Here is a 20,246-nt window from a genome sequence, read left to right as displayed (position 1 = left end):
TCCCCCAACATAACCGCCGGCTGTGGGTGACGAATGAGAGGTAATATATTGCTTACACTCGAGCGATCCTGTCTCGGGCGACTTCCGAGGGACGGCGAAGACAGCGGATGGCGGCGCGTACGGACAAGTGAACTTGGCGCTTGCAGGCTAGTAGGGGATGCTCCACTCAACTAGAATTGAAGAGGCTCGAACATGGTTGGAGGCTTCATCATGGCCGCGATTACTTCACTTCCGATTGCTCGTCCCGTCGCGATCCCCCTGCGGGAAATCTTGCCTTGGGCTGTCTTCGGAGGCTTGTTGCTTGTTCTCGGTATCTACTTCATCGGCGTGGAGCAGGGCGCGACAGCATTGTTCAACGGCACCTATGTGCATGAGTTTGTCCACGACGGGCGTCACCTCCTCGGCTTCCCCTGCCACTGAGCATCGCTTTCGTCCGACGAGTTTCCAGGATGCTCGTCGGATTTGGGCAACGTTCGCCTGGCGAAGCGAATATCGATGATGGGAAAGCTCCTTGCGCGCGGGATGATTGTCGGCCTCGTCGCCGCGCTTCTCTCGTTTGGCTTTCTCAAGGTATTTGGTGAGCCGTCGATCGAGCGGGCGATTGCCTTCGAAAAGGTGATGGAGGCGGCCGCGGCGAAACAGGCCGCTCACGAAGGGGCGCTACCGCCGGCGGGCGAGAGTGAACCGGAACTCGTTAGCCGGGGCGTTCAGTCTGGCATCGGATTGCTGGTTGGCTTGTGCGTCTACAGCGCGGCCTGCGGTGGTCTCTTTGCCCTCGCGTTTGCGCTAGCCTATCGACGCATGGGCGATTTTAGTCCTCGAGCTACGTCGGCTTTGCTTGCGGCTGCGGGATTCATCAGCGTTTACGTGACGCCGATGCTCAAATATCCGGCCAGTCCGCCGTCTGTCGGCCTGCCGGAGACGATCGACATGAGAACGAGCCTCTATTTTGCAATGGTCCTGATCTCGCTTGCAGCGATGATCGCGGCGGGAGTGCTGCGGAGGCGCGTCAATAGCCGCTTTGGCGAGTGGAATTCGGCGCTAATCGCGGGGGGGGGCTATGTCGTCGTGATGATCTTTATTTCGCTAGCGATGCCCGCACTCGATGAAGTACCCGACGGTTTCCCGGCCACGTTACTTTGGCAGTTTCGCATCGCGTCGTTTGGTGGCCAAATCGTCATGTGGGCAACGCTGGGTCTGTTGTTTGGCGTAGCGGCCGAGCGAGCGCTTGTCGAGCGGCGACTACCTTTACGCGACGCGATGGTATGAATGGTTGCGCGCCGGACCGGCACGATCCGCCTTCATCTGCTGTGTTCAGCCTCCACATGCTCACGCAATGCTGTTGCATTCGCATCCGACGGTTCTCTCGATTCTAGCGTTCGAGAGGGACTGTCTAAGCTTCCCGGCCATCTCTCCTTCTTCAATGCTGTTTTGCGCAGCCCGTCACTTTGCGCGGGCCAGACTGCGGAGATGCTTGGCCTCGAGGCAGCAGTCCTGCCGCAGTTGCGGGACTGCGATTTCGGCTCCTGGATAGGGCTATCCCTTGAAGAAGTTCGACTAAAGGCCCCTGAGGGTCTTGCCGTCTGGCTACGAGATCCACGTGCCGCACCGCACGGAGGAGAGTCGTTCGTGGATGTGGTGAGGCGCGTCGGCCAATGGATGGACGGGTTGTCCTCCAATCCTCGGTCAATCCTTGTAATTTCGCACACGTCGGTCATCCGCGCAGCAATCGTGCATGCTCTTGGAGTCGGCCCTGACTCTTTTCGGCACATCGACATCGCGCCGTTGACGCGAGCCGAACTCTCAGCATTTGGCGAGCGCTGGACATTCTCGGCGCTGGTGCCCTTGAAGGATGTGCGATGACCAGTCGGCTCGAGAGAATGTTGGCCAATGCGGGGTGCGTATGGCTCTTCACCGTCGCCTCTTGGCTCGCGGTCTGCGCACCAGCCTGGGCACATCATCAAATTGTGCGAAAAGGCCCTGTGGTCGGGATTGCTATTCCTGCTATTGCTCATGGAGAAATGCTCGTCATTGCCAAATATCGTGCCACGATCCTCGATCAGGCCACTCACCATCTGCAAACGGATCCGATCTTCCTCCGGCTCGCGGGTTTCGTCAGCCTGCAATACTTTGCGTGTGTTTGGGGCCTTGTTCCGGGCAGTCTGACCGATGAGGGTAGTCCCTTCAATGAATGCTCGCACGCCTATCTCGCAGGCGCACGTGCGCTCTTGGCGCACATGGCAGAAATGAGTGACGGTCAATCGGCTGCGAAGGCTCTTCAAGAACGGATCAACACTGAGCTCAGCAGTGACCCCGCCTTTGGCGCCATCTGCTCGAACAGTGCCGAAACCTTCGATAGCGGCGTCATCGTTTGGCCGGACTGGGGCATTGCATTCACGCATTCGCCCACCGTCCTGATGCTTTCCGGTTTGTCGGCGCTCGCCGTCATTGGACTCTGGAGTCTTCATTTTATCTTCAATCTGAAAAGAAGGGCGACGCGTGCCTCGAACCTAATCCCCTTTTGAGTTGTGGGCAGACTGGAGATCGCTCAGCTTGCCATCATCGACGAATGAAACCGATGTTTTCCGGACAAGCACAATGACGGCCGCGATAGAAACGATGACCAAGAGCATTGACGTGGAGATCGATCAGCGTGACGTTCACGCCACGCCAATGATTCCCTCTAACCTTCGGCGGCGTTGTGGCAAATCGTCCTCTGTTTGCGGGAATGACTTCAAGTGCGTTCCGCGAAGACCTGCGAGCGTGATCTCAAACGTCGCTCGAATTTCCAATCCACCCGTACAACCCAGCTAATGCAATGGTCACCCAGTCGCCCGCACCAAATGCGCCTTGCTCTCATTCCCTGCCAGCAACCGATCAAGCTCGGCACTCCAGGCACCCATCTTCGGGAGCGGCTGCGTCTCGCGCTCGTACCGGAACTCCGTCGCTTGAGAACGAATGACCTTGCGAACCACCTTCCGCGATACGCCAAGTTCTCGGCAGATCGCCTTGATCGGACGACCATCAACAAAGTAGGCGCGACGGATCTTACCAATCGTCTCCACCACCAGCATCCCAACCTCGGCTTCCATGACTCGATGGAAGCCACTGTGGCCCTTATCCCGGGGTCCCGATTGGATGCCGATCACCCCGAAAACGGGGTCCTTATTCCATGCCGAAACACACCGCTGGGCGGCAAAGCCGATCATCTCGCGCAACAGATCGGCATCAGGGGTCTTCTCCACGAGCGTCCGCAGGTTCATCATATCGTCGGTCATCGGTGGTTCCTCGGTTGCGTTGGCGTGTCGCAACCCGATCCTACCGGAGAACTGCCGGTGACCACCGCAAAGCCGCCCGCCCGCTACGGCGCTATTTGAGGCGCGCGTGCGGGCGGCTTTGCTCTACCGACCTACACCATCACTGAGGACACGACCAACGTTCGGTCTCGGCACGCTACGAGAAGGCCCCGCGAACTGGTTGTGGCCACGCCCGTCGGCTGAGCATGAGCACAAACGGCTTGAAGCGCACGTAGCGTCAGGTTGTACGATCATAGGTGTTTGCGAACGGCCCTAGAGCCGTTCATCGAGGAGTAAAAATGCTTCGATTCTCAAATGGAGATCCACTTAGCCTTACTAGCGCGGCGGCGCGAGCGATTGAGCTCGGTGAGCTGGATGCCTGTTATCGCGAGCTCACAGGCCGCCAGCGTCCGTAGAACAGAAGAAACGGCTGGTTATTTCACGATGCAAGTAGCGAGAATGAGTGATTGAGCGACGATCTCCATCTTGAAGAGAAAGCCATCGAGGCGGTACTCTTTTACCGAGAGGCTCTTACCGCTGCCGAGAAGTCTGAAACCGTGCAAGCGCTCGCACATCGAGCGCTCATGAACATGCTGCCCGAGCTCGAGCGCGCAGTTCTCGAGGATCGATCTCCATCAATACGGAGCAAGCTGTTTGATGCCGGTGCGAAAGCGGTCGTTCGATTGAATGAGGCGCGGCAGGTCTTGGATGAGGCGACCGCACGGTTAGAGGGAGCTCGCCAGGCCCTGGCGGCTCTCGAGGGGCAGCTCGGATACATTCCAAATGTTCCGGCGACAGCAAATCGAATTTAGATGACGGCTGCGTGAGCACTGTCGTGAACTGACGGAGAAGATCTGGATGGCTCGCGTCGCGAGCGGGCATCTGAAAGTTGAGCCCGCAATGTAGCGGGGTCTATCGCGTCAGTACGTCAATTTCGCTGCTCGACCGTTGGACAATGCGGCGCCTCCGATCTGCTCGCATTCCTGAGGCAACCACGATGCTCGGCCCGGCGCGCGGCCGAAGTGTCTCGCGGAGAATGCGCAACGCTCTTAAGAAATTGATAGTGCAGCAAAATCATGTTGGAACTCGATAGACAAGTCGCTGATTGCGCTCGTTAGAAATGTCACCGCAAGGCCCGGTATAGCGCGACAATCAGGATGAGAGCGGCGCGTCAATCAAGATGAGACGAGGCGGCCGAGTCAGGAGATAATTGACGCTGGCCGCCTACTTGGCAAGCGTTGATTGACGCTGCGCGACAATCAAGCGGCGCTGCCAGCGTCAATCACAGTCTTGTCGAGTTCGTTGGGGGTCGTGTGAACAGGTGGCCGGCCTGGACCGCGCTTGCGATCGAGGGCAACTTTTCGACGGTAACTTTCGACGTTCATCTCGAGGATCGTGGCGTGGTGGACCAAACGATCGATGGCAGCCAACGTCATTGCCTGGTCCGGGAAGATACGCCCCCATTCGCCAAATGGCTGATTGGCCGTGATCAGCAGCGAGCGTCGTTCGTAGCGGGCGGCGATCAACTCGAACAGCACACTGGTTTCCGCCTGATCCTTGCTCACATATGTGATGTCGTCGAGGATCAGGAGGTCATAGCGATCGAGTTTGGCGATCGCGGACTCCAGCGCCAGCTCGCGCCGCGCGACCTGCAGCCGTTGCACCAGATCAGTGGTGCGCGCGAAGAGAACGCGCCAACCGTTCTCGACGAGAGCCAGGCCGATCGCCGTGCCGAGATGGGTCTTGCCGCCGCCCGGTGGACCGAACAAGAGCAAATTGGCGCCGGCCTTCAACCAGGCGTCGCCAGCGGCGAGCGCCATCGCCTGTGCCTTTGATAGCATCGGCACGCTTTCGAAGTCGAAGGTGGCGAGCGTCTTGCCGGCGGGCAAACGCGCTTCCACCATGTGTCGCTCGATCCGACGGCGGGTGCGATCGGCCGCCTCGTGCTCGGCAAGGGCGGCGAGGAAGCGGGCGGCAGGCCACCCTTCCTTGTCCGACTGTGCGGCGAGCTTCGGCCAGATCGCCTTGACGCCCGGCAGGCGGAGCTCATTGAGAAGCAGCTCGACACGGGCAGCATCGACGGAGGTAGCGATACCGGTCATGCTGCCTCTCCCAGGTTCGAGCGGCCCGACATGACGCTGACGGAGGCGAGTTCATCGTAGACGTCGAGCGGCGCCAGCTTGACGGCGACACGCGGGATCGAGGCCGCCTCGGGTCGGAAGCGGTCGCGCAGCGCGGCAAGATCGGGTAACTGTCCGGCGTCCAGATCCATCGCGATCACCTCGGCGAGTTCTGCTTCGCAGGCGCGCTCGTGAGCCAGCGCCAGAAGCTCGACCGTCACCTTGCAGGCGCGCCGGTCATCACCATGCTCCCGCAAGGTCTCGAACAGACGTTTGTAAGCTGCACGCGGGAAGAGTTGGTCGCGATAAACGAGATTGAGGAGCGCCATCGGCTTGCGCCGCAGGGCATGGATGACGTGCCGGTAATCCACAACATGACCGCCCTGGCTCTCGGACACAGGCCGACCGCGCCGCAGCGTCACGACCGGCGTGACGCCAAGGAAGCATTCGAGCCGGTCGTCGAAGATGCGCACACGCAGGCGATGGCCGATCAATCTTGAAGGCACGGTGTAGAATACGCGCCGCAGGATGAAGCCGCCTGACGACGTCACCGGGATCACTTTCTCCTCGAAGTCGGTCGTGCGGCCTTTTGGCAGCGGCGCCAAGGCCTCCTTCTCGAGCGCGATCGGCTTGGCGAGGTTGGCGTTGCGCCGGCCGACAATCTCGTCGACAAAAGCCCGGTACGCATCGAGACTGGCGAACTCGCGCGTCCCCCGCAGCAACAGCGCATCTTCCAGTGCCCGCTTGAGATGGCCGTGCGCGCTCTCGATCGAGCCGTTCTCATGTGCGATGCCCGCATTGTTGCGCGTTGGCGCCATGCCATAGTGGCCCATCAGCCCGGCGTAGCGCTGCGTCAGATCCCCCCGTGCGTCGGCGGCCAGATTGCGGAATGCTGCCGACAGGCTGTCGCTGCGATGCTCCCGCGGCACGCCGCCAAGCGCCCACAGCGCGTTCTGCAAGCCCTCCGCCAGGGCGACGAAGCTTTCGCCGCCGAGCACGACATGGACATGCTCGAAGCCGGAGAACGCCAACCGGAAGTGATAGAGCCGGTGATCGAGCGGCTCACCCGCGATGGTAATACCGAGCGCGCTCACGTCGGTGAAGTCGGACAGACCCAGGCGGCCGGGCTCGTGCTGCTGGCGGAAGATCACGTCCTGTTCGGGGCCGTTGAGCGCCCGCCAGGCGTTGATGCGCCGCTCCAGCGTGCGGCGGATGTTCGGGTTCAAGTCATGATGCCGTCGGCGCAGCTCGTCCAGCACGCCGATCACGCGGATGCCGGGCGCAGCCTTCAGGATCGGAACGATCTCGGCGTCCCAATACTGCCCGAGCGGATCGGACCGGCGCCGGCCCCTCGGCGTCTTCTTCTGCGATGGCGGGCGACAATCGCCCTCGATTCGATACGCGCTTGCCTTCGAGAACCCCGCCTTGGCCGCGGCGGCCTCGGGGGACAGTGTCAGTCGGTACGTCATGTACAGCCTCATCTGGTGGTCGGTGATGTGGAGGCCAGGCAAGGCATCGATTCCCTCTTGTCGAGACGAACCAACAGCTTGCACCAGCCGCACCCGGCCGCCAGACGGGTCCAAAAACGCGCGACGCCGATGGGGACGGTCCTCCGGTCGGGCTGCGCCCTCCCTTCGGTCCGTCCCCATCGGCGCAGTCTCACCTTGATTGTCGCTGGAGTCTCACCCTGATCGCCGCCGCGCAGCCCCGGCGAGGAGGGCGCACGGACGCGAAGCTGGCCGGGGTTGCGCAGCGGCCGGGCGCCCGGATGAGAGCCCCAATGCCAGCGACGGCGACTGGTCGACTTGCGGGTTTTAGCCCGCCTTGAACAAGCTCGGACCTTGGCCACGTCTTCGCGGAGCCTTCTGGCTGCGGCTGAAGTCGAGCAGCTTCTGCTGCTCGGCAAGTGTACGCCAGAACCGACCCTAACCGCTTGTTCTCGACGATCTCCGCCTGGTCGACTTGTCGCACCTTGTCGAACGTCCGGTAGGGCGGCGCACGGCCCCTGTGCTTGATCACAAGCCGCCCGTCCGGATGGTCGAACACGGTGACGCGCTGGCGGGCGAGGGTGCTCGTAATCTCGTTCGGCTCGAGGATGAACAGCATCTTGTCGTATTGCAGCGTCAGACTCTGCGATACCGTGCGCTCTTCCTTCCAGGCAAAGGCATCATCGACGACGTCGTGCTCAGTCAGCGGTCGATGCACGTCCTTGTCACTGAAGGGAGGCTTCGCAAACCGCCGATTGTAGCCTTCCATGAACGCGGGCAAAAATGCGTTGCCGGCCTCGATGGTTGAGATTCCGGCCAGCCGCATCTCCTTCAACAGACGATCTTGCAGCGTTCCATTGGCTCGTTCGACGCGACCCTTCGACTGCGGAGCGTTGGCACAGATGATATCGATGTTGAGCTCGTGCAACGCCCGGCCAAACTGGGTCATGCCGTCACCCCCGGGCGCCCCGACCCTTGTTTACCCGGAACGTCGCGTGCTTATCCGAGTAGAATGCGACCGGCTTGCCGTAGCGCTGCAAATAGGCGCGCGTCGCAGCTCTTCTAACGGTGGTCTATTGCTCGCATAACATAGATTATGGAATATTTTTGCAATTCTTGGAATATGACCGAAGATGACTTCGAATTACTTTGATATACTTGCGCTGGCATTTTGTCCAGATCAGCCGGCTCGCGGCGCGTTGCACGCCGGCTCCGCGCGCGAAAAATGCCGCTGGACGTAGCCACGACGGTTTTTGCGCCTGAGCCAGGACTCGAGGGCTTCGACGGCCTGCACCTGACCATCGAACAGATCGAGCCGCCGTCGGGCGCGCCCACCGAGACGGCCCCATTCGCGCACCAATGCGGTATCGCCAAAGAGCGTCGGTTCGATCGTGAGCACATAGAACCGCGCCATGTTGCGGGCCGGATCGCGACGCTCGAGCACGAGGTATTGCACGGTGAGTTCGGACATGCGCCAGAATCGCAATTACCGAATCGACCGTCCAATTAAATAAATGAATCGATCAGGGCCAACGATTCAGAAATTTTATGCAGGCTCCGAGACAGCCGAGGTCAGGCGATAACCGGCTCAACTGAAGCCCGCAAGCTCCAAGCTCGTTGGGTGGCGGCGCCTCCTTGGAGATGTTCTCTGAACAAGATGCCGCGCGCGTACTCGATGGAGATCCCCTCCACCGACCTCAGGCGTTGCGCAAGACTTGCTCGAGCTGCGCCACGAGCTTCGCCCGGTGCTCGGCAGGAAGTTTGTCCAGATTGATCTGCTTCCAGCGCACCGCCGGCAGCTCCGCCGCGCCAGGGACGCCCAGCAGGCTCCAATCCGGCTCGCCGCGTTTGAACCCTATGAGGAAATCCTTGTGAGCTTGCGGCATTTTTCCAGCGATTTCGGTGATCAGCGTTTCCCGGGATTCGAGCAACTCGTCCAGGCTTACTTCATCGGCGATCATGCCCTCGAAGCCGTGCGTGAATTCGTGCTGGATGTCCTTGCGACGAGGAACCACGACCTCGGAAATCGGCCTGTCATGGCTGATGAGGTAGACGATGAACGCCTTGCGGAGATCGTCTGTGATGCCTTCGTTGGCGAGCAGATCGCGGACATCAAAGAGGTCACGCGGATGCTGCCGGTCGAGCGCCGCGACGAGCTTGCCGGCGTATAGATCGGCGAGCGAAACGACTTTCATCTCTGCGAAGCCGAACGTTTCTTCGACGCTCGCCGACACATCGCGCAGCTCCGGCTCGAAAACGCAGCCCCTGATCACCGGAGTGACCTCAATCTTGATTTGCGCGTCGGCTTTCTGGACGGTCAGCTTGGTGACGATCTTTTCACTGGCGTTGACGACTTCCGTCACCCGCGCGCCCGGCAATCCTTTCCTGACGGCGGCGGCCATGCGCTTCATCGCCGCATCGATCGCGGCAAGAGATTTGGGGCGCGGAGCCACTGGCAGATAGGTCAGGTCGATATCGACCGACAGGCGCGGCATGTCGCGGTGGAAGAGATTGATGGCAGTGCCGCCCTTGAGCGCAAAATCGGGCTCCGCCGCGACGAACGGGATCGTCTCGATCAACAAGGCCACTTGATGCCGATATTGTTCAGACAGGGGCATTGAGATCGTCTGGGATGGTTATGAGGTATTTGGTGTCGAGTTTGCCGCCCTTGACGAGCATGCGCTTTCCCGTGCCGAGATTGACTTTCGACTTGTCGATCTGTTTGAGCCAGGCGTGCTGATGTCGCTCCGCGAACCAGAAGAACAGTCGTTTGACCTTGACGCTTTTGCAGTCGTTCAGAACCGTTTGCAGCCGCCGGGGGCTCAGGCTCCTCAAGCCTTCCGCCAACGCATCAACCTGATGGAAGCTTTCGTGGCGGGGCAATTCGTCGAGCAGTTCTAGGAACGCACGTTCGGGCGTCGACACCGTGAGAGGCCAGTCGAATGGTGCTGGTATTTCCCGCGTCGTACCCGACTTTGGTTCGGGCAGGCTCCCGTGCGTTTTGAACAGGCTTTGCGTACGGTGAACGCGGAATTTTTGTCTGAGCGGGAGTTTACCGAGCCAGCCGGGAGCAGGTCGCGTTCCGTATAGCTGGACGGTCGAAGGACCCTTCTCGCTCAAGTAGTGACCGAAGCCTTGCGCTTCGAGGGCGGTACGTCCGCCGACGACGAGGTCGGAGCCGAGCAGTCGCTGGAGTGAAACGACAACGCCTTGCCAGGAGAGTTCGCCGAGCGGTCGCTTGAAGGTTCCCCGCGCCGGCTGAACGAGCCAGCCGGCCGATACGTACTGGCTGCGCAGGCTGGTGGAATATCCATGCCGCTCCATCCAGCCAGCATCGACTAGAAGTCCCTGCGGGAGGGTTCTTTCAAGTTTGTTTAGCTTCCTGTCCTTTTGCTCAGCCATACTAAGTAAATTAGCATCATTTCAAACCAACCTCAAGGTTTCAAAGCCGACTATTTTGCGCAGTATAACTAAGCAAAATTACATTAACATAAACCTCAGAAAGCTTTGCGACGCCCGCGCCGTCGATCGCGTTTCCACCCAGACGTGCGGCTTGCCCAGCCGGCCGTACGCCACAGCCAGGTCGACTCGGTCATACCGGCAAGGTGACCGACGAAGATCGCCGATGCTGAGATTGAGCTGTTCGCCCGTCTTGTGTATCGCGTCCTTCCTCCGCCTTCGAACATTCGAAGGCAGTACATCGCTACAGAGCTGCGGCCATGACGGGAATTTCAGTGACCTTGTCGTCATTCTGTCTGGCCCAGAGAGACCTGGCCAGATTCTCCGGGACCTGCTCCCGGAACTTTCCGACCTTGATGTTCGCGACGAAATCCGAGACGTCGTGGGCATCGATATTTCGCGTTTCGGCGAGCTTGGAGAGGATCGGTCGCAGTTCGCTCTCCTTGATCTTGGAGACCGTGACGCCGAGTTCGTGCACTCCCGGCTGGAGTCCGGCCATCGCGAGCGCCGCGCTGAAGACTGCGGTCGCCTGTGATCCTCGCCAGAGAAAGACGTGCGTGTCGCGCTCTTCCTCGACCAGCGATCGGCTCTCAAGGTCGAGCTCGCGGAACATCTCGCGTCCCTCCTCCAGCAGATCCCGGGCTCTAGCGTCGAGATAGGGCGGGACGTCGTCGGCGAGATAGACCTTGCGCATCTCCGCGATCAGCTTGTCGTGGGCCGGCTCGCCGGCGGCTGGCTCGAAGCGCGGCACGACGCCGCCCGGATGGGGAGCGACCACCAGCGTCAGCGTCTGTTCGTCGAGGTCCTGCACGATCCAGCGCTGGCCCGCGAAGACGACGAGTCCTTCCTTGTGGACGGGATGCATGATCGGCAACGTTCCAAGCGTGCGTCCGCCCGTCGTCAACCGCCACTCCTCGTTCGATTCGAACACAGCGAAGAAGCTCCGGGACTGGCCGATCTTCTCGCCTTCTTGCCCGAGCATCAACGTTCCGTCGCCCGCCTGCTCGATGAAGCGGACAGCCTGGCTGCCGAGATGCCGGAGCAGCAAAGCGAAGTCGCCGGTGGAAATCGAGACAAAGGGGCCCGGGCCGCACAACAGGTCATAAAGCGGCTTCGGCCCGATGCCACCGCGCTCCATGATCACGCTCAGCATCTGGTGGATGAGCGTCGAGGCGATCTCGGGCGCAGCGCGCGCCTCCTCCACGAATCCTTCGAGCAACAACCTGACCACGGCGACAGACCTGATCGTGTTGAGACGCAGGCGATCGAGAAAGCCCGACTTGTTGTCGATGTTCGGTTCGCGCAGGTAGATGCGCAGGATCGACGGCGTCCCGCGGCGCCTGCCGGTGCGCCCGAGCCTCTGCTTCAACGAGGCGAGCGAACGCGGCGCGCCGATCTGCGCGACCGATTTGACCGAGCCGATATCCACCCCGAGTTCTAGTGTCGAGGTGCATACCGCCGTCGTCGGCAATCTACCTTCCTTCAGGCGGTCTTCGAGCTCTTCGCGGAGCACCTTCGAAAGGCTTCCGTGATGCGGGTAGAACTCGTTGGGTACCTCGGCATTCTCCGAGCGCCTGCGCAGGCGGTCGGCGGTCGATTCCACCGTCCGCCGCGATCCGCCGAACACGAGGTTGTTCTCGCCCCGCAGCGTCTCGAACAGATGATCGGAAATCGCGTCGAGCGCGATCCGGCGCGGCACCTGCTGCTCCGGACCCGCTCCCCCGCCTTCCGCATGATCCGGATCGTCGAGATCCGGCGGCTCGACGTAGCCTCTGACCTGAAGGCGCAGTTCCGGAGCGTCCGACTTCGCCACGAGCTCTTCGACGTTCGTAGGATCTCGCGGCCGCAGCCACGCGCGTGCCTGGCCCAGGTTGCCGATCGTCGCGGAAAGACCGACGCGCCGGGCTGGGCGCGCTGCCATCGCGTCGATCCGCCGCAAGAGGCTGGCCACGTGCAGTCCCCGCGGCCCCTGCAGAAACGAATGAAGCTCGTCAATGACGATGAACTCGGCGGCCGACAGCAGCCGTTTGGCGTCGGCCGGACGGCGGACGAACATCGCCTCGATCGATTCCGGGGTGATGAGGGCGATCCCGTCCGGCTTGTTCATCGCCTTCTTCTTCTCGGCCTGCGGCGCGTCCCCGTGCCATTTGACCACCGGGATTTCCATGCTCTCGCACAGTCCCTCGAGCCGCCGGAACTGGTCGTTGATGAGCGCCTTGAGCGGGCTGATGTACAGTACCGAGAAGCCCGACGCGCTGCGCTCGGCGATCGACGTCAGGATTGGGAGGAACGCCGCTTCGGTCTTGCCGGCCGCGGTCGTCGCGGAGATCAGGATGTCGCGATCGTCCTCGAGCACGGCGAGGATCGTGCGCGCCTGGATCTCGCGCAGCTCGTCCCAGCCCTGGTCGCGGATCCAGCGGCGGATCTTGGGATGCAGCAGGTGGTAGGCGGCTTCAAGTCCCGAGCCGGAAGCTGGTGAGTTCATCGTCGTCTCCGGGCTGCGCGCCGCCCTCGGGCACCGCTTCCTGCTGGCTTTGCAGATCGGCGGGTACGTCGACCTGTCCGAGAAGATCCTGCCACTTCGTGCCCGGGTTCTGCTCGAGCACGGAAAGCATCTGCACGAAGGCCTTCACGGTCGTCCGCGGCGTGCGGAAATATGCCTCTCCGATGCGGCGATCGCAGTGAGCCATGAAGGCGGTCAACGCTTCGTCAGGGACCAGATATTTGGACGAGTCTCCCGCGGCGAACACCGCTCGGATGTTGGACAGCAGGACCAGAAGATCCTCCGGCGTCAGGCTTTGGAGGCTTATCACAGGACCCGAGAGGTCCACGAGGCCCTTGGTGGCGAACTGGTTGTCCGCCAGCCGCGACTGCAGCGCTTCGTAGCTGAACAGGCCGCGGCGGGTGTCCATCAGGAACTGCGGCGTGCCGCACATGAGGAAGCCGATGTTGGTCGTGTTTCCCTGCAGCGCATCGTTCACGATACGGAGGATCTGTTCGAAGTTCGACTTGCGCGCCTGGGCGTTCTGGAGCTTGTAGATGTTCACCATCTCGTCGAACATCACCAGCAAGCCGGCGTAGCCCGCGACCTTCGTCAGGCACGCAAGGGACTTCAGCGAATCGTACACGCTGTCGTCGTCGATGATGGTCCGGACGCCGAGAGCTTTGTTCGCCTCGGTCTTGGTCGAAAATTCTCCGCGCAGCCAACGCAGCGCCGCGAGCTTGAGCTCCTCGTTCGACGCTTCGCTGCCGCGCCAGTAGGCCTTCAGCACCGTCGCGAAATCGTAGCCTCCGACGAATTCCTGGATCGGGGCGAGCTTCTCGTCGATCACCTTCTCGACCTGGACCTGCCGTTCTCCGGCTTCCTTGACGGCGTCGGTGACGAGCCGCTCCACCACGGCCGCCAACGCGCCGCCCTCCGGCTTCGTGCGTGTTGCCATGTTCCGGACGGCTTCCGAATAGAGCGCCCTCGCCTGGCCGCCGCTGGCGTGGATGCGGCGATCGGGCGCCAGGTCCGCGTGCACGGTCACGCACTTCCGCTCCAGCGCGATCAGTCTGATGAGGTTCGCGAAGAACGTCTTGCCGGCGCCGTAGTCGCCGATCACGAATCTGACGGCCGCCCCGCCGTCCGCGATGCGGTCGACGTCGCGAACCAACGCTCCGATCTCCGCGGCTCTGCCGACCTGGATGTGCGGAAGTCCGACGCGCGGGACCACGCCAGCGCTCAGCGCTTGGATGATGGTGTCCCGTTCCTTCGGCTTTATCGTCTTCGGCGCTTTGCTCATGCCGTCGTCTCTCTCAGTTCAGCCAGTCGCTCTCGCAGATGCGGGACCATGACTATCTCGTCCCCGTCTTCGAGCAGCGGTTCCTCGAAGCGATCGAACGACCAGTCGTTGATGCGTTCAATCGCGCCGTCCGCCAGCAGCTTCATCGCGCGCGCCCGCTGATCGAATTCAGCCCGCGCGATGGATCCCTTCCGCTCGAGAAGCTCGACGAGCTCCGTATGCGGTCCGTCCAGCCCTTCGAAGGAGGCCTCGTTTGCAGCGGATGCCACCGGTGTCTCGACCGGAACCGGCGTCGTGTCTTCCTCGAAGATGTTCGCAAGCAGTTCCGCGACCGCGTCGGTCTCCCGCTGCGTCCGCGCCAGGCGCGCGGCATCGATCTGGATGCCAGCGACGGGTGCCGCAGCGACGACCTCCGGCGCCGCGACAGGCGCCAGCGCGACGAGGGGACTTGGTGCGTCGACGGAACTCGGCGCGTCGACGGAACTCGGCGCGACGACCGGTGGCTCCCTGGGTATCGGCACTCCCGCTTCGCGTCTCTCGACGGACAAGGATACCGGCTCGTCGACTCGTGGCACGGCCTTGTGCAGTTCGGAATAGACCCGCTCCTTCGGAAGGCCCAGTGCCTTGTGGAGCTGCTCGAGGAACCTGACCTCATCGGGCCGCACGTTCTGGTCGCCGCCGACGACTGCGACCGCCGCGTCGGCGATGGCTTCCCGTTCGGCATCGCTGCGCTCCGCCAGGCGCTTCATGACTCTCGATAGCTTGGGCGGGTTGTTGAAGATCGTGACGGCGAACGCGATCAGACGCGCACGCTCGATCGCGCTGAGATCCTTCCCGTCCCTGATCGCGGCGATCACTCGCGACATCTCGTCGTTCGAGGAATCGCCGTCTGCCGCCGCCGCGAGCACGGCGACCTCGACCTGGGCCTTCATCGCCCGATAGGCCTGACGCTCCGGGTCGACCGGGCCGCCGCCGGGTGCCTTGAACAAGAATATCTGATCGTCAGGCTGCGGGACTGCGCCGCCGAAGCGCCGATCCGGCTCGATCGCGATGTCAAGGCGATCGAGCACCTGACCGAGCTGGTCCGCGAGCCCGGACGATACCTTGCCATTCTCCGGAAGGTCGAAGTCGGCCGCCCGCAGCACGATGCCCATCTTCGTACTCGCCCGGCTCTGGCCGCCCATGACCTCCGACAGGCGCCCCTCGAACGCGCGCAACGCGTCGAATCCGACGTCCGACAACAGGTCCGGCGGCAACAGAAGCGACGCCTGCACCGAGTTGCGCGCCTCGGGCTGGCGACCCAGAAGCCGGCTAAATCCGTCGAGTTCGTCGGTACATTCCTGCACGAGCCGCCTCAACGGTTCTGGAGATGTCGTCGCCTTCGCGACGTCGGGATAGGCCTGATGGGGGCCGTCCACCCTGACCCGGAAGGCCCGGCTCGCTGCCTCGTACCAAAGATCGATGTTGCCGGAAGTGGTGACGTTCAATCCTTCCGGAAACGTACTCCGGAAACGCAGATGCCAAAGGGCTACGAACTCGTCGAAGCACCGGACTGCCGCGGTACGCAGATACGTGTCCGGCAGCGCGAGAACCCAAAGCAGAGCGTCTTCGGACAGGATCGTCGATGATTGCGCCAGACGCCGCCCGAGGTGAAGGCGCACCGGAATGTCCATCTCTGGAGAGTGTGACCGCTCCGCTGATGGTTGCGGAACGGCGAGCGGCATGCCGGCGGCGCATCTTGCGATGTCCACGAACCGCTTCCCGTAGCCCTGGAAGGACTCGCTGTCGACCCGCCTCGCCAGAAGCCTCTCGACCTCGGCGATGCAGTCCGGCGCGCTCGCGATGTCCCGATCGACGAAGAGCCTGTGCTCCAACCCGTAGAAGAACACGAAGACGTGCCCGATGCGGTAGGAGTCGTCCCGCCGACCCGTCGACATCCAATCGAGAAACGCCTGGCGGGCCGCTGGCGTCACGTCCGCGTAGGACGGCCAGTACGGCATGGAATCCCCGGCGACGTCCGGCCGCGACGTTCGCGCGGAAAGCTTGGGATTGATGACATAGCCGTCGATCTCCTGGCCTTCGAAGAAGAGGGCCTCGCCGAGATAGAAGCGACCGGCCGCGATGGTGATGCCCTGGACGGTGACCGACTCCCCCGGCGGCACCCACCTCGCCGGCGCCGGGGCCCGCCCCCTGCGATAGGCCGGTGCGATCCGCTCCGGGTCCGCTGTCCTTGGCTCGACCAGCGGCGGCGGAGTGGGTTGCACGTCCAACCGGCCCGGCGCGATCTCGTCTCGTTTTTTAGCTTTTGAGGAAAGGTAGCCGAGCAGCAGTACGAGACCGGAGACCGTGCAGACGGCCACGACCGCGGCCAAGTTCTCCACGACAAACCGATAAGCCGCGCTGAGGACCGCGTAGATCGCGCCCAACACGAGCAGCAAGCCCATTCCTGCCGTAGACCCGCCCTTGCGCCGCCCCATATCTCCGTCGATCCCCACCACGCGTTCGACAAGAAATAGCGTGTGACAGCAGCGAAGTACAATCGTCGAAGGTCGCGTCCAGGCTCCTCCGGTAGTGCCCTCTCCCGGGAACCTGCATCCGCCAGACCGAGATCGACATAATTCCCCCCGTAAGCGCGGCCATTGTCCGTTCTTGTTATGCCCCCAGGCGTACTTTCGATTGATACGGTCAACCGTTGATGGTCGGGGGCCCAATGTCAAAGCCGAGGTGGGCGGCCGCGCCGTGCGAAGTGGAGCCAGTCAAACCAGGATTCTAGCCCATTTGGCATGCGAACAAGGACTGCGAAATAACGGGATATTCGGTTCGTTCCGGATAGCTACAAGTATTGGCCGCAGGTCAAGAAGCCGGACCCGATTTTCGTACCGGCCGGCATGAAGGCCCGATCTGTCCAAACGCGGATACTCCGAGTGATCCCGCGTGCTGAAGACCACAAAGATTGCGATATCTGCGGCGACCGGATTCCACCTGAGGGCCAACTACTCGCGAGAAAGCCGTCGACCACTGCCAGACAGCAGTACTCAATTTGCTGGCCGGTTTACGTACATGATGTAGAGCTGCGGCGCCGCCCAGCCTTTGACCTTGCCATCCGTGATGGCCATTTGCCCGGCGGTGAAATCAACGGGCTTAAGATTCGACGACGAAACGAACGGGCAGCCATTCTTCTGCGCGATATTGCGCGCAATAACCATATTCAACTTCACGCCAGCACCAGCAGCCTGGTTGGGGTCGGTCCAGAAGTCATTGGCCACGACCGGAGAGCGGCACAGGAACATCCCGGCGTCATCCGCAAGGCTCGTTGCTGTTCCGCAACAAAGCCCGAGCAGGGGCAGCCATATCCGCAGCTTCATGTCCGCACCGGAGCTGTCAGCTGACGGTCAATCAAGAACGTCGGCCGCCATCGGCCCCTCTTCATAGGCTTGGCCTTCTTTTTCCAGCGTTTTCCGCCGGGTGTTCGCCGCAGTGACATACGAGGTGAGCTTATCGAGGTCGGCCTTGATATCCACAAACTTGGGAAGATCAGCCGGCACGCCCGCCGCCTGGTCATGGCCGGAATATTTCGAGCATCGCGTCATGCCGGCATAGACCGCGTCGTAGTCTGACTTGTCGACGTGGGCGGCCCTCAGCCTCATCGTCGCGACATTGGGCCGGAAGCGGCCGACAACGCCGGCGAACAGGATCTCTTCTATTGCGTGCTCCCAGGTCTCGCGCATTTTGGTGTAGACATCCGTCACAAACGAACGATTGGCTTCGTCGGCTTCCGAATACGTTGCCTTCTTTTTTTGGAGCAGGTCGTCGATGATCGACAGCCGCTTGGTCACTCCCATGGAAATCCACGGCTGCTGGTTGTTGTCGATGATCCCGAACCGCCCATCACCGTGCTTGGCGATCCATTCCTCCCGCACGCGCACCTTCAGCTCGTGGGCCGCCTCAAGGACGGCGTAGTGGAAGAACAGGTTGTGCGTGAAGATGATCACCTGCCTACCGGCAGCGGCCTCCCTCACCAGTCGCCTTGCGACGGCCTCCATGCGGGCGTGGTCTAGCGACGATACCGGATCATCGACGACGATCCCGTGCCGAGCGCCAACTTCCTTTAGCTCTGCGAGGAAGCCCGCGAGCGCGAGCGCCCGCTTCTCGCCTTCGCTCAGGATGTCGCTGTTCTTGCCGACTTTCTGCTGGGCCTCTAGCCCGATATGAACCTTGCTCTTGCCCACCTCGCCACGGTCGGTGAGCTTGAGCGGCAGATGCTGCAGATCAAGCGCAACGATCTCGTCCTGAAGGCTGATTTGCAGCGATGTGGTCAGAACCTTGCGCCTGATGCGCGTGATGTGGGACGTGACGCTGGCGACGGCACAGGCCGCCGCGCACGCCTTGGTCTTCACGAGCAAGTCAAGCGAGTTGCGCCGGGCGGCGAACGTCTCGATGTCGGCGGAGAACTTCTTCCGCGCCTCCAGTTCATCCAGCTCCTGCTGGCGCCGCTGGCGCTTGGAGGTGTCATCTGCCGAAGGCTTCAATGCTTCGATTTCCTTGACGAGGACAGCCACTTCACCCAGCAGTTCGTCAATCGCTGACCGGTCGAGATCCGCGAGACCGTCAAGACGCGCGTAGTCGACGGCCCTGACGGCTGCACAGACCAGAATGTGACGCTCCTGGCTGGCCGCATAAAATCGCTCGATCCTGTCGGCCAGGGCCTGACGCGGCTTCGAGCCCTCAACGAAATTGACGAGCCCGTCCTTGATTTCCTGACCGCCAGAGATCTTCAGATCGAGGATCGCTTTGGCGATCTCCGCGAACTCGTTCTTCGCGGTCTCGGCATCCGCGTTGGCGCGGCCCTGGACATACTCGTCAAACGCGGCCAAGCGTGCCTGTGCCGGGCCGTCGAGCGGCTGATGACAGAGGACGCAGGTGCCGGCCGTCGCCAGCTGCGGCGGTTCGGCGGCCGGATATGCTTCGGCCGCGAAATCGCGCGCGTACATCAGCATCTGACGCCAGGTGTCACTGCCCAACTGTGGAACGGCTGATTCTGCCGCCAGGGCGGCAGCGGCGGCCTTGGCGACCTCGCGTGTCAACGCCGCCTTTTGCTGAGCCTCCCTCAGCCTCGCCAGGCCCGCGTTACCGATCGCATCGAAGATCGCATTGGCATTGGCTACCAACCCTTGGACCGCCGACTGGCTGGCCTCCTTCACCCGCGTCAGGAGGACCGGGTCACGGCCGAGCTCTTGCTTGATCACCTGAAGGTCGGCCTCGTCCTTGTCACTCCAGGTCGCCAAAGCCCGCATGGCCTCTTCGCTGGGCAGATGCTGATCCGGCTTCAGGTTCGCCAACAGCGCCGCGATTTTGGTGCGCTTGTCATATCCGAGCGGCAGGGGCGCCTGGTGTGCCTTGGTCAGACGCGATTCTTCGGCCTTGAAGCGGCTGTCCAGGATGCGCAGCACCTCAGCGAGATTAGTCAGCAGGGCCAGCTCGAACGGCAAAAACTCGATATTGCGCTCGGCGTCGATATACAGGCCGGCGACATCGCTGTCGAAGACGGAGATTCTGCCGAGCTCCGGTGGCGGCGCGCTACGGTCATTCCAGACGACGGTGCGCTTTTGGTCGCCGTCGACGCGGAAGGTCAGGGTCACCTCGCGGGGATCGGACGATTCCGGCTCGAACACATTGCCCCGCAACGTCACGTCATGCAGGCAATGGCAGATTTTCTTGGCAATGCGACAATAACCGCTTTTGCCCGAACCATTGGGCCCATAGATGAGCGTCACCCCATTGATCGCGAACTTCAGCGGCGGCTGCTCGGCGGCCAGCCGGTCGATGTTGCGCAATGGACCGATGGACCCCAGAACAGTGAGCGGCGCGAACCGGTTACCCGCCTTCAGGTGGGTCTTGGTCAATGCGGGCCAAGCGGGCGGCTTTTCATTGGAAAGCCCAGCTGCGGCTCGAACCGCCTGCTCAAGCTGGTTGAGTTCATCGGCGTCGAGCGACGGTTTGGCGATCAGGAGACGGATGGCTTCCTGTTGCCAGAGCGGGCGTGCAGCGCACCAGTCAAACAGATCGTCGTCGCCGGCCATGGGGGCTCCGGGGGAAATT

Annotated in this window: 15 protein-coding genes and 2 pseudogenes; 5 read left to right on the top strand and 12 right to left on the bottom strand. The window is 62.0% G+C overall.

Annotated elements, in window-relative coordinates; genetic code table 11:
* The first annotated feature begins 210 nt into the window (after positions 1–210).
* The 4 genes from WDM24_RS44045 to WDM24_RS44030 are packed head-to-tail and all read left to right on the top strand — an operon-like array spanning position 211 to position 2,525.
* The gene (locus WDM24_RS44045; RefSeq protein WP_166308653.1) at positions 211–420 is read left to right on the top strand and encodes a CbtB domain-containing protein; all 210 of its coding nucleotides are present in this window, start codon (positions 211–213) and stop codon (positions 418–420) included.
* Positions 421–462: 42 nt separating this feature from the next.
* Positions 463–1,269: a CbtA family protein gene (locus WDM24_RS44040; protein ID WP_338702102.1), complete on the top strand. Its 807-nt coding sequence runs from the start codon at positions 463–465 to the stop codon at positions 1,267–1,269.
* Positions 1,270–1,863, top strand: coding sequence for a histidine phosphatase family protein (locus WDM24_RS44035; RefSeq protein WP_207841029.1), 594 nt, complete (start codon positions 1,270–1,272; stop codon positions 1,861–1,863).
* Positions 1,860–2,525, top strand: coding sequence for a hypothetical protein (locus WDM24_RS44030; protein WP_166217296.1), 666 nt, complete (start codon positions 1,860–1,862; stop codon positions 2,523–2,525). The genes WDM24_RS44035 and WDM24_RS44030 overlap by 4 nt, the downstream gene beginning before the upstream one ends.
* Positions 2,526–2,828: 303 nt before the next feature.
* On the opposite strand, the pseudogene WDM24_RS44025 reads toward WDM24_RS44030, so the two are convergent.
* Positions 2,829–3,074: pseudogene (locus tag WDM24_RS44025) on the bottom strand (IS21 family transposase); the annotation flags it as partial.
* A 689-nt stretch (positions 3,075–3,763) separates the two neighbouring features.
* Between WDM24_RS44025 and WDM24_RS44020 the strand changes: the two are divergent.
* Complete coding sequence (locus WDM24_RS44020) at positions 3,764–4,108, top strand: hypothetical protein (RefSeq protein WP_166308656.1); 345 nt, start codon at positions 3,764–3,766, stop codon at positions 4,106–4,108.
* 447 nt (positions 4,109–4,555) lie between these two features.
* Here the strand turns inward: WDM24_RS44020 and istB are convergent, their stop codons facing one another.
* The 11 genes and pseudogenes from istB to WDM24_RS43965 form a co-directional block, all read right to left on the bottom strand.
* Complete coding sequence (gene istB, locus WDM24_RS44015; RefSeq protein ID WP_176535476.1) at positions 4,556–5,398, bottom strand: IS21-like element helper ATPase IstB; 843 nt, start codon at positions 5,396–5,398, stop codon at positions 4,556–4,558.
* Positions 5,395–6,927: an IS21 family transposase gene (gene istA / locus WDM24_RS44010; protein WP_422389058.1), complete on the bottom strand. Its 1,533-nt coding sequence runs from the start codon at positions 6,925–6,927 to the stop codon at positions 5,395–5,397. The genes istB and istA overlap by 4 nt, the downstream gene beginning before the upstream one ends.
* Before the next feature lie 303 nt (positions 6,928–7,230).
* A pseudogene (locus tag WDM24_RS44005) lies at positions 7,231–7,955 on the bottom strand (ISNCY family transposase); the annotation flags it as partial.
* Positions 7,956–8,083: 128 nt separating this feature from the next.
* Positions 8,084–8,374 carry a WGR domain-containing protein gene (locus tag WDM24_RS44000; RefSeq protein ID WP_338832669.1) on the bottom strand — a complete coding sequence of 97 codons (291 nt, stop codon included), beginning with the start codon at positions 8,372–8,374 and terminating at the stop codon, positions 8,084–8,086.
* Between the two features lie 226 nt (positions 8,375–8,600).
* Positions 8,601–9,521 (bottom strand): nucleotidyl transferase AbiEii/AbiGii toxin family protein, encoded by a 921-nt coding sequence (locus tag WDM24_RS43995; protein WP_338832668.1) that lies wholly within the window; start codon positions 9,519–9,521, stop codon positions 8,601–8,603.
* Positions 9,508–10,305, bottom strand: a complete 798-nt coding sequence (locus WDM24_RS43990; protein WP_338832667.1) for a type IV toxin-antitoxin system AbiEi family antitoxin domain-containing protein — start codon at positions 10,303–10,305, stop codon at positions 9,508–9,510. Before WDM24_RS43990 ends, WDM24_RS43995 begins: the two co-directional genes overlap by 14 nt.
* Before the next feature lie 301 nt (positions 10,306–10,606).
* On the bottom strand, positions 10,607–12,847 hold the full coding sequence (locus WDM24_RS43985; protein WP_338832666.1) for a DEAD/DEAH box helicase: 2,241 nt from the start codon (positions 12,845–12,847) through the stop codon (positions 10,607–10,609).
* Positions 12,816–14,147 carry an ATP-binding protein gene (locus WDM24_RS43980; protein ID WP_338832665.1) on the bottom strand — a complete coding sequence of 444 codons (1,332 nt, stop codon included), beginning with the start codon at positions 14,145–14,147 and terminating at the stop codon, positions 12,816–12,818. The genes WDM24_RS43985 and WDM24_RS43980 overlap by 32 nt, the downstream gene beginning before the upstream one ends.
* The gene (locus tag WDM24_RS43975; RefSeq protein WP_338832664.1) at positions 14,144–16,591 is read right to left on the bottom strand and encodes a TerB N-terminal domain-containing protein; all 2,448 of its coding nucleotides are present in this window, start codon (positions 16,589–16,591) and stop codon (positions 14,144–14,146) included. The genes WDM24_RS43980 and WDM24_RS43975 overlap by 4 nt, the downstream gene beginning before the upstream one ends.
* Positions 16,592–17,182: 591 nt before the next feature.
* Positions 17,183–17,512, bottom strand: coding sequence for a hypothetical protein (locus tag WDM24_RS43970; protein ID WP_338832663.1), 330 nt, complete (start codon positions 17,510–17,512; stop codon positions 17,183–17,185).
* Positions 17,513–17,539: 27 nt separating this feature from the next.
* Positions 17,540–20,227, bottom strand: a complete 2,688-nt coding sequence (locus WDM24_RS43965; protein ID WP_338832662.1) for an AAA family ATPase — start codon at positions 20,225–20,227, stop codon at positions 17,540–17,542.
* Between the last annotated feature and the right edge of the window lie 19 nt (positions 20,228–20,246).

Origin of the sequence: Bradyrhizobium sp. 27S5 (assembly GCF_037217225.1) — a bacterium.
Taxonomy (GTDB): Bacteria; Pseudomonadota; Alphaproteobacteria; order Rhizobiales; family Xanthobacteraceae; genus Bradyrhizobium; species Bradyrhizobium septentrionale.
The sequence above is the reverse complement of the archived record's forward strand: the minus strand, read 5'-3'. Positions and strand labels throughout refer to the sequence as shown.

Excerpts from the sequence above, each read along its gene's own strand:
- WDM24_RS43970 (WP_338832663.1), bottom strand. The coding sequence starts at position 17,512 with ATGAAGCTGCGGATATGGCTGCCCCTGCTCGGGCTTTGTTGCGGAACA.
- WDM24_RS44000 (WP_338832669.1), bottom strand. The coding sequence starts at position 8,374 with ATGTCCGAACTCACCGTGCAATACCTCGTGCTCGAGCGTCGCGATCCG.
- istB (WP_176535476.1), bottom strand. The coding sequence starts at position 5,398 with ATGACCGGTATCGCTACCTCCGTCGATGCTGCCCGTGTCGAGCTGCTT.
- WDM24_RS44045 (WP_166308653.1), top strand. The coding sequence starts at position 211 with ATGGCCGCGATTACTTCACTTCCGATTGCTCGTCCCGTCGCGATCCCC.
- WDM24_RS43985 (WP_338832666.1), bottom strand. The coding sequence starts at position 12,847 with ATGAACTCACCAGCTTCCGGCTCGGGACTTGAAGCCGCCTACCACCTG.
- WDM24_RS43980 (WP_338832665.1), bottom strand. The coding sequence starts at position 14,147 with ATGAGCAAAGCGCCGAAGACGATAAAGCCGAAGGAACGGGACACCATC.
- WDM24_RS43990 (WP_338832667.1), bottom strand. The coding sequence starts at position 10,305 with ATGGCTGAGCAAAAGGACAGGAAGCTAAACAAACTTGAAAGAACCCTC.
- WDM24_RS43995 (WP_338832668.1), bottom strand. The coding sequence starts at position 9,521 with ATGCCCCTGTCTGAACAATATCGGCATCAAGTGGCCTTGTTGATCGAG.
- WDM24_RS44030 (WP_166217296.1), top strand. The coding sequence starts at position 1,860 with ATGACCAGTCGGCTCGAGAGAATGTTGGCCAATGCGGGGTGCGTATGG.
- WDM24_RS43965 (WP_338832662.1), bottom strand. The coding sequence starts at position 20,227 with ATGGCCGGCGACGACGATCTGTTTGACTGGTGCGCTGCACGCCCGCTC.
- WDM24_RS43975 (WP_338832664.1), bottom strand. The coding sequence starts at position 16,591 with ATGGGCTTGCTGCTCGTGTTGGGCGCGATCTACGCGGTCCTCAGCGCG.
- WDM24_RS44035 (WP_207841029.1), top strand. The coding sequence starts at position 1,270 with ATGGTTGCGCGCCGGACCGGCACGATCCGCCTTCATCTGCTGTGTTCA.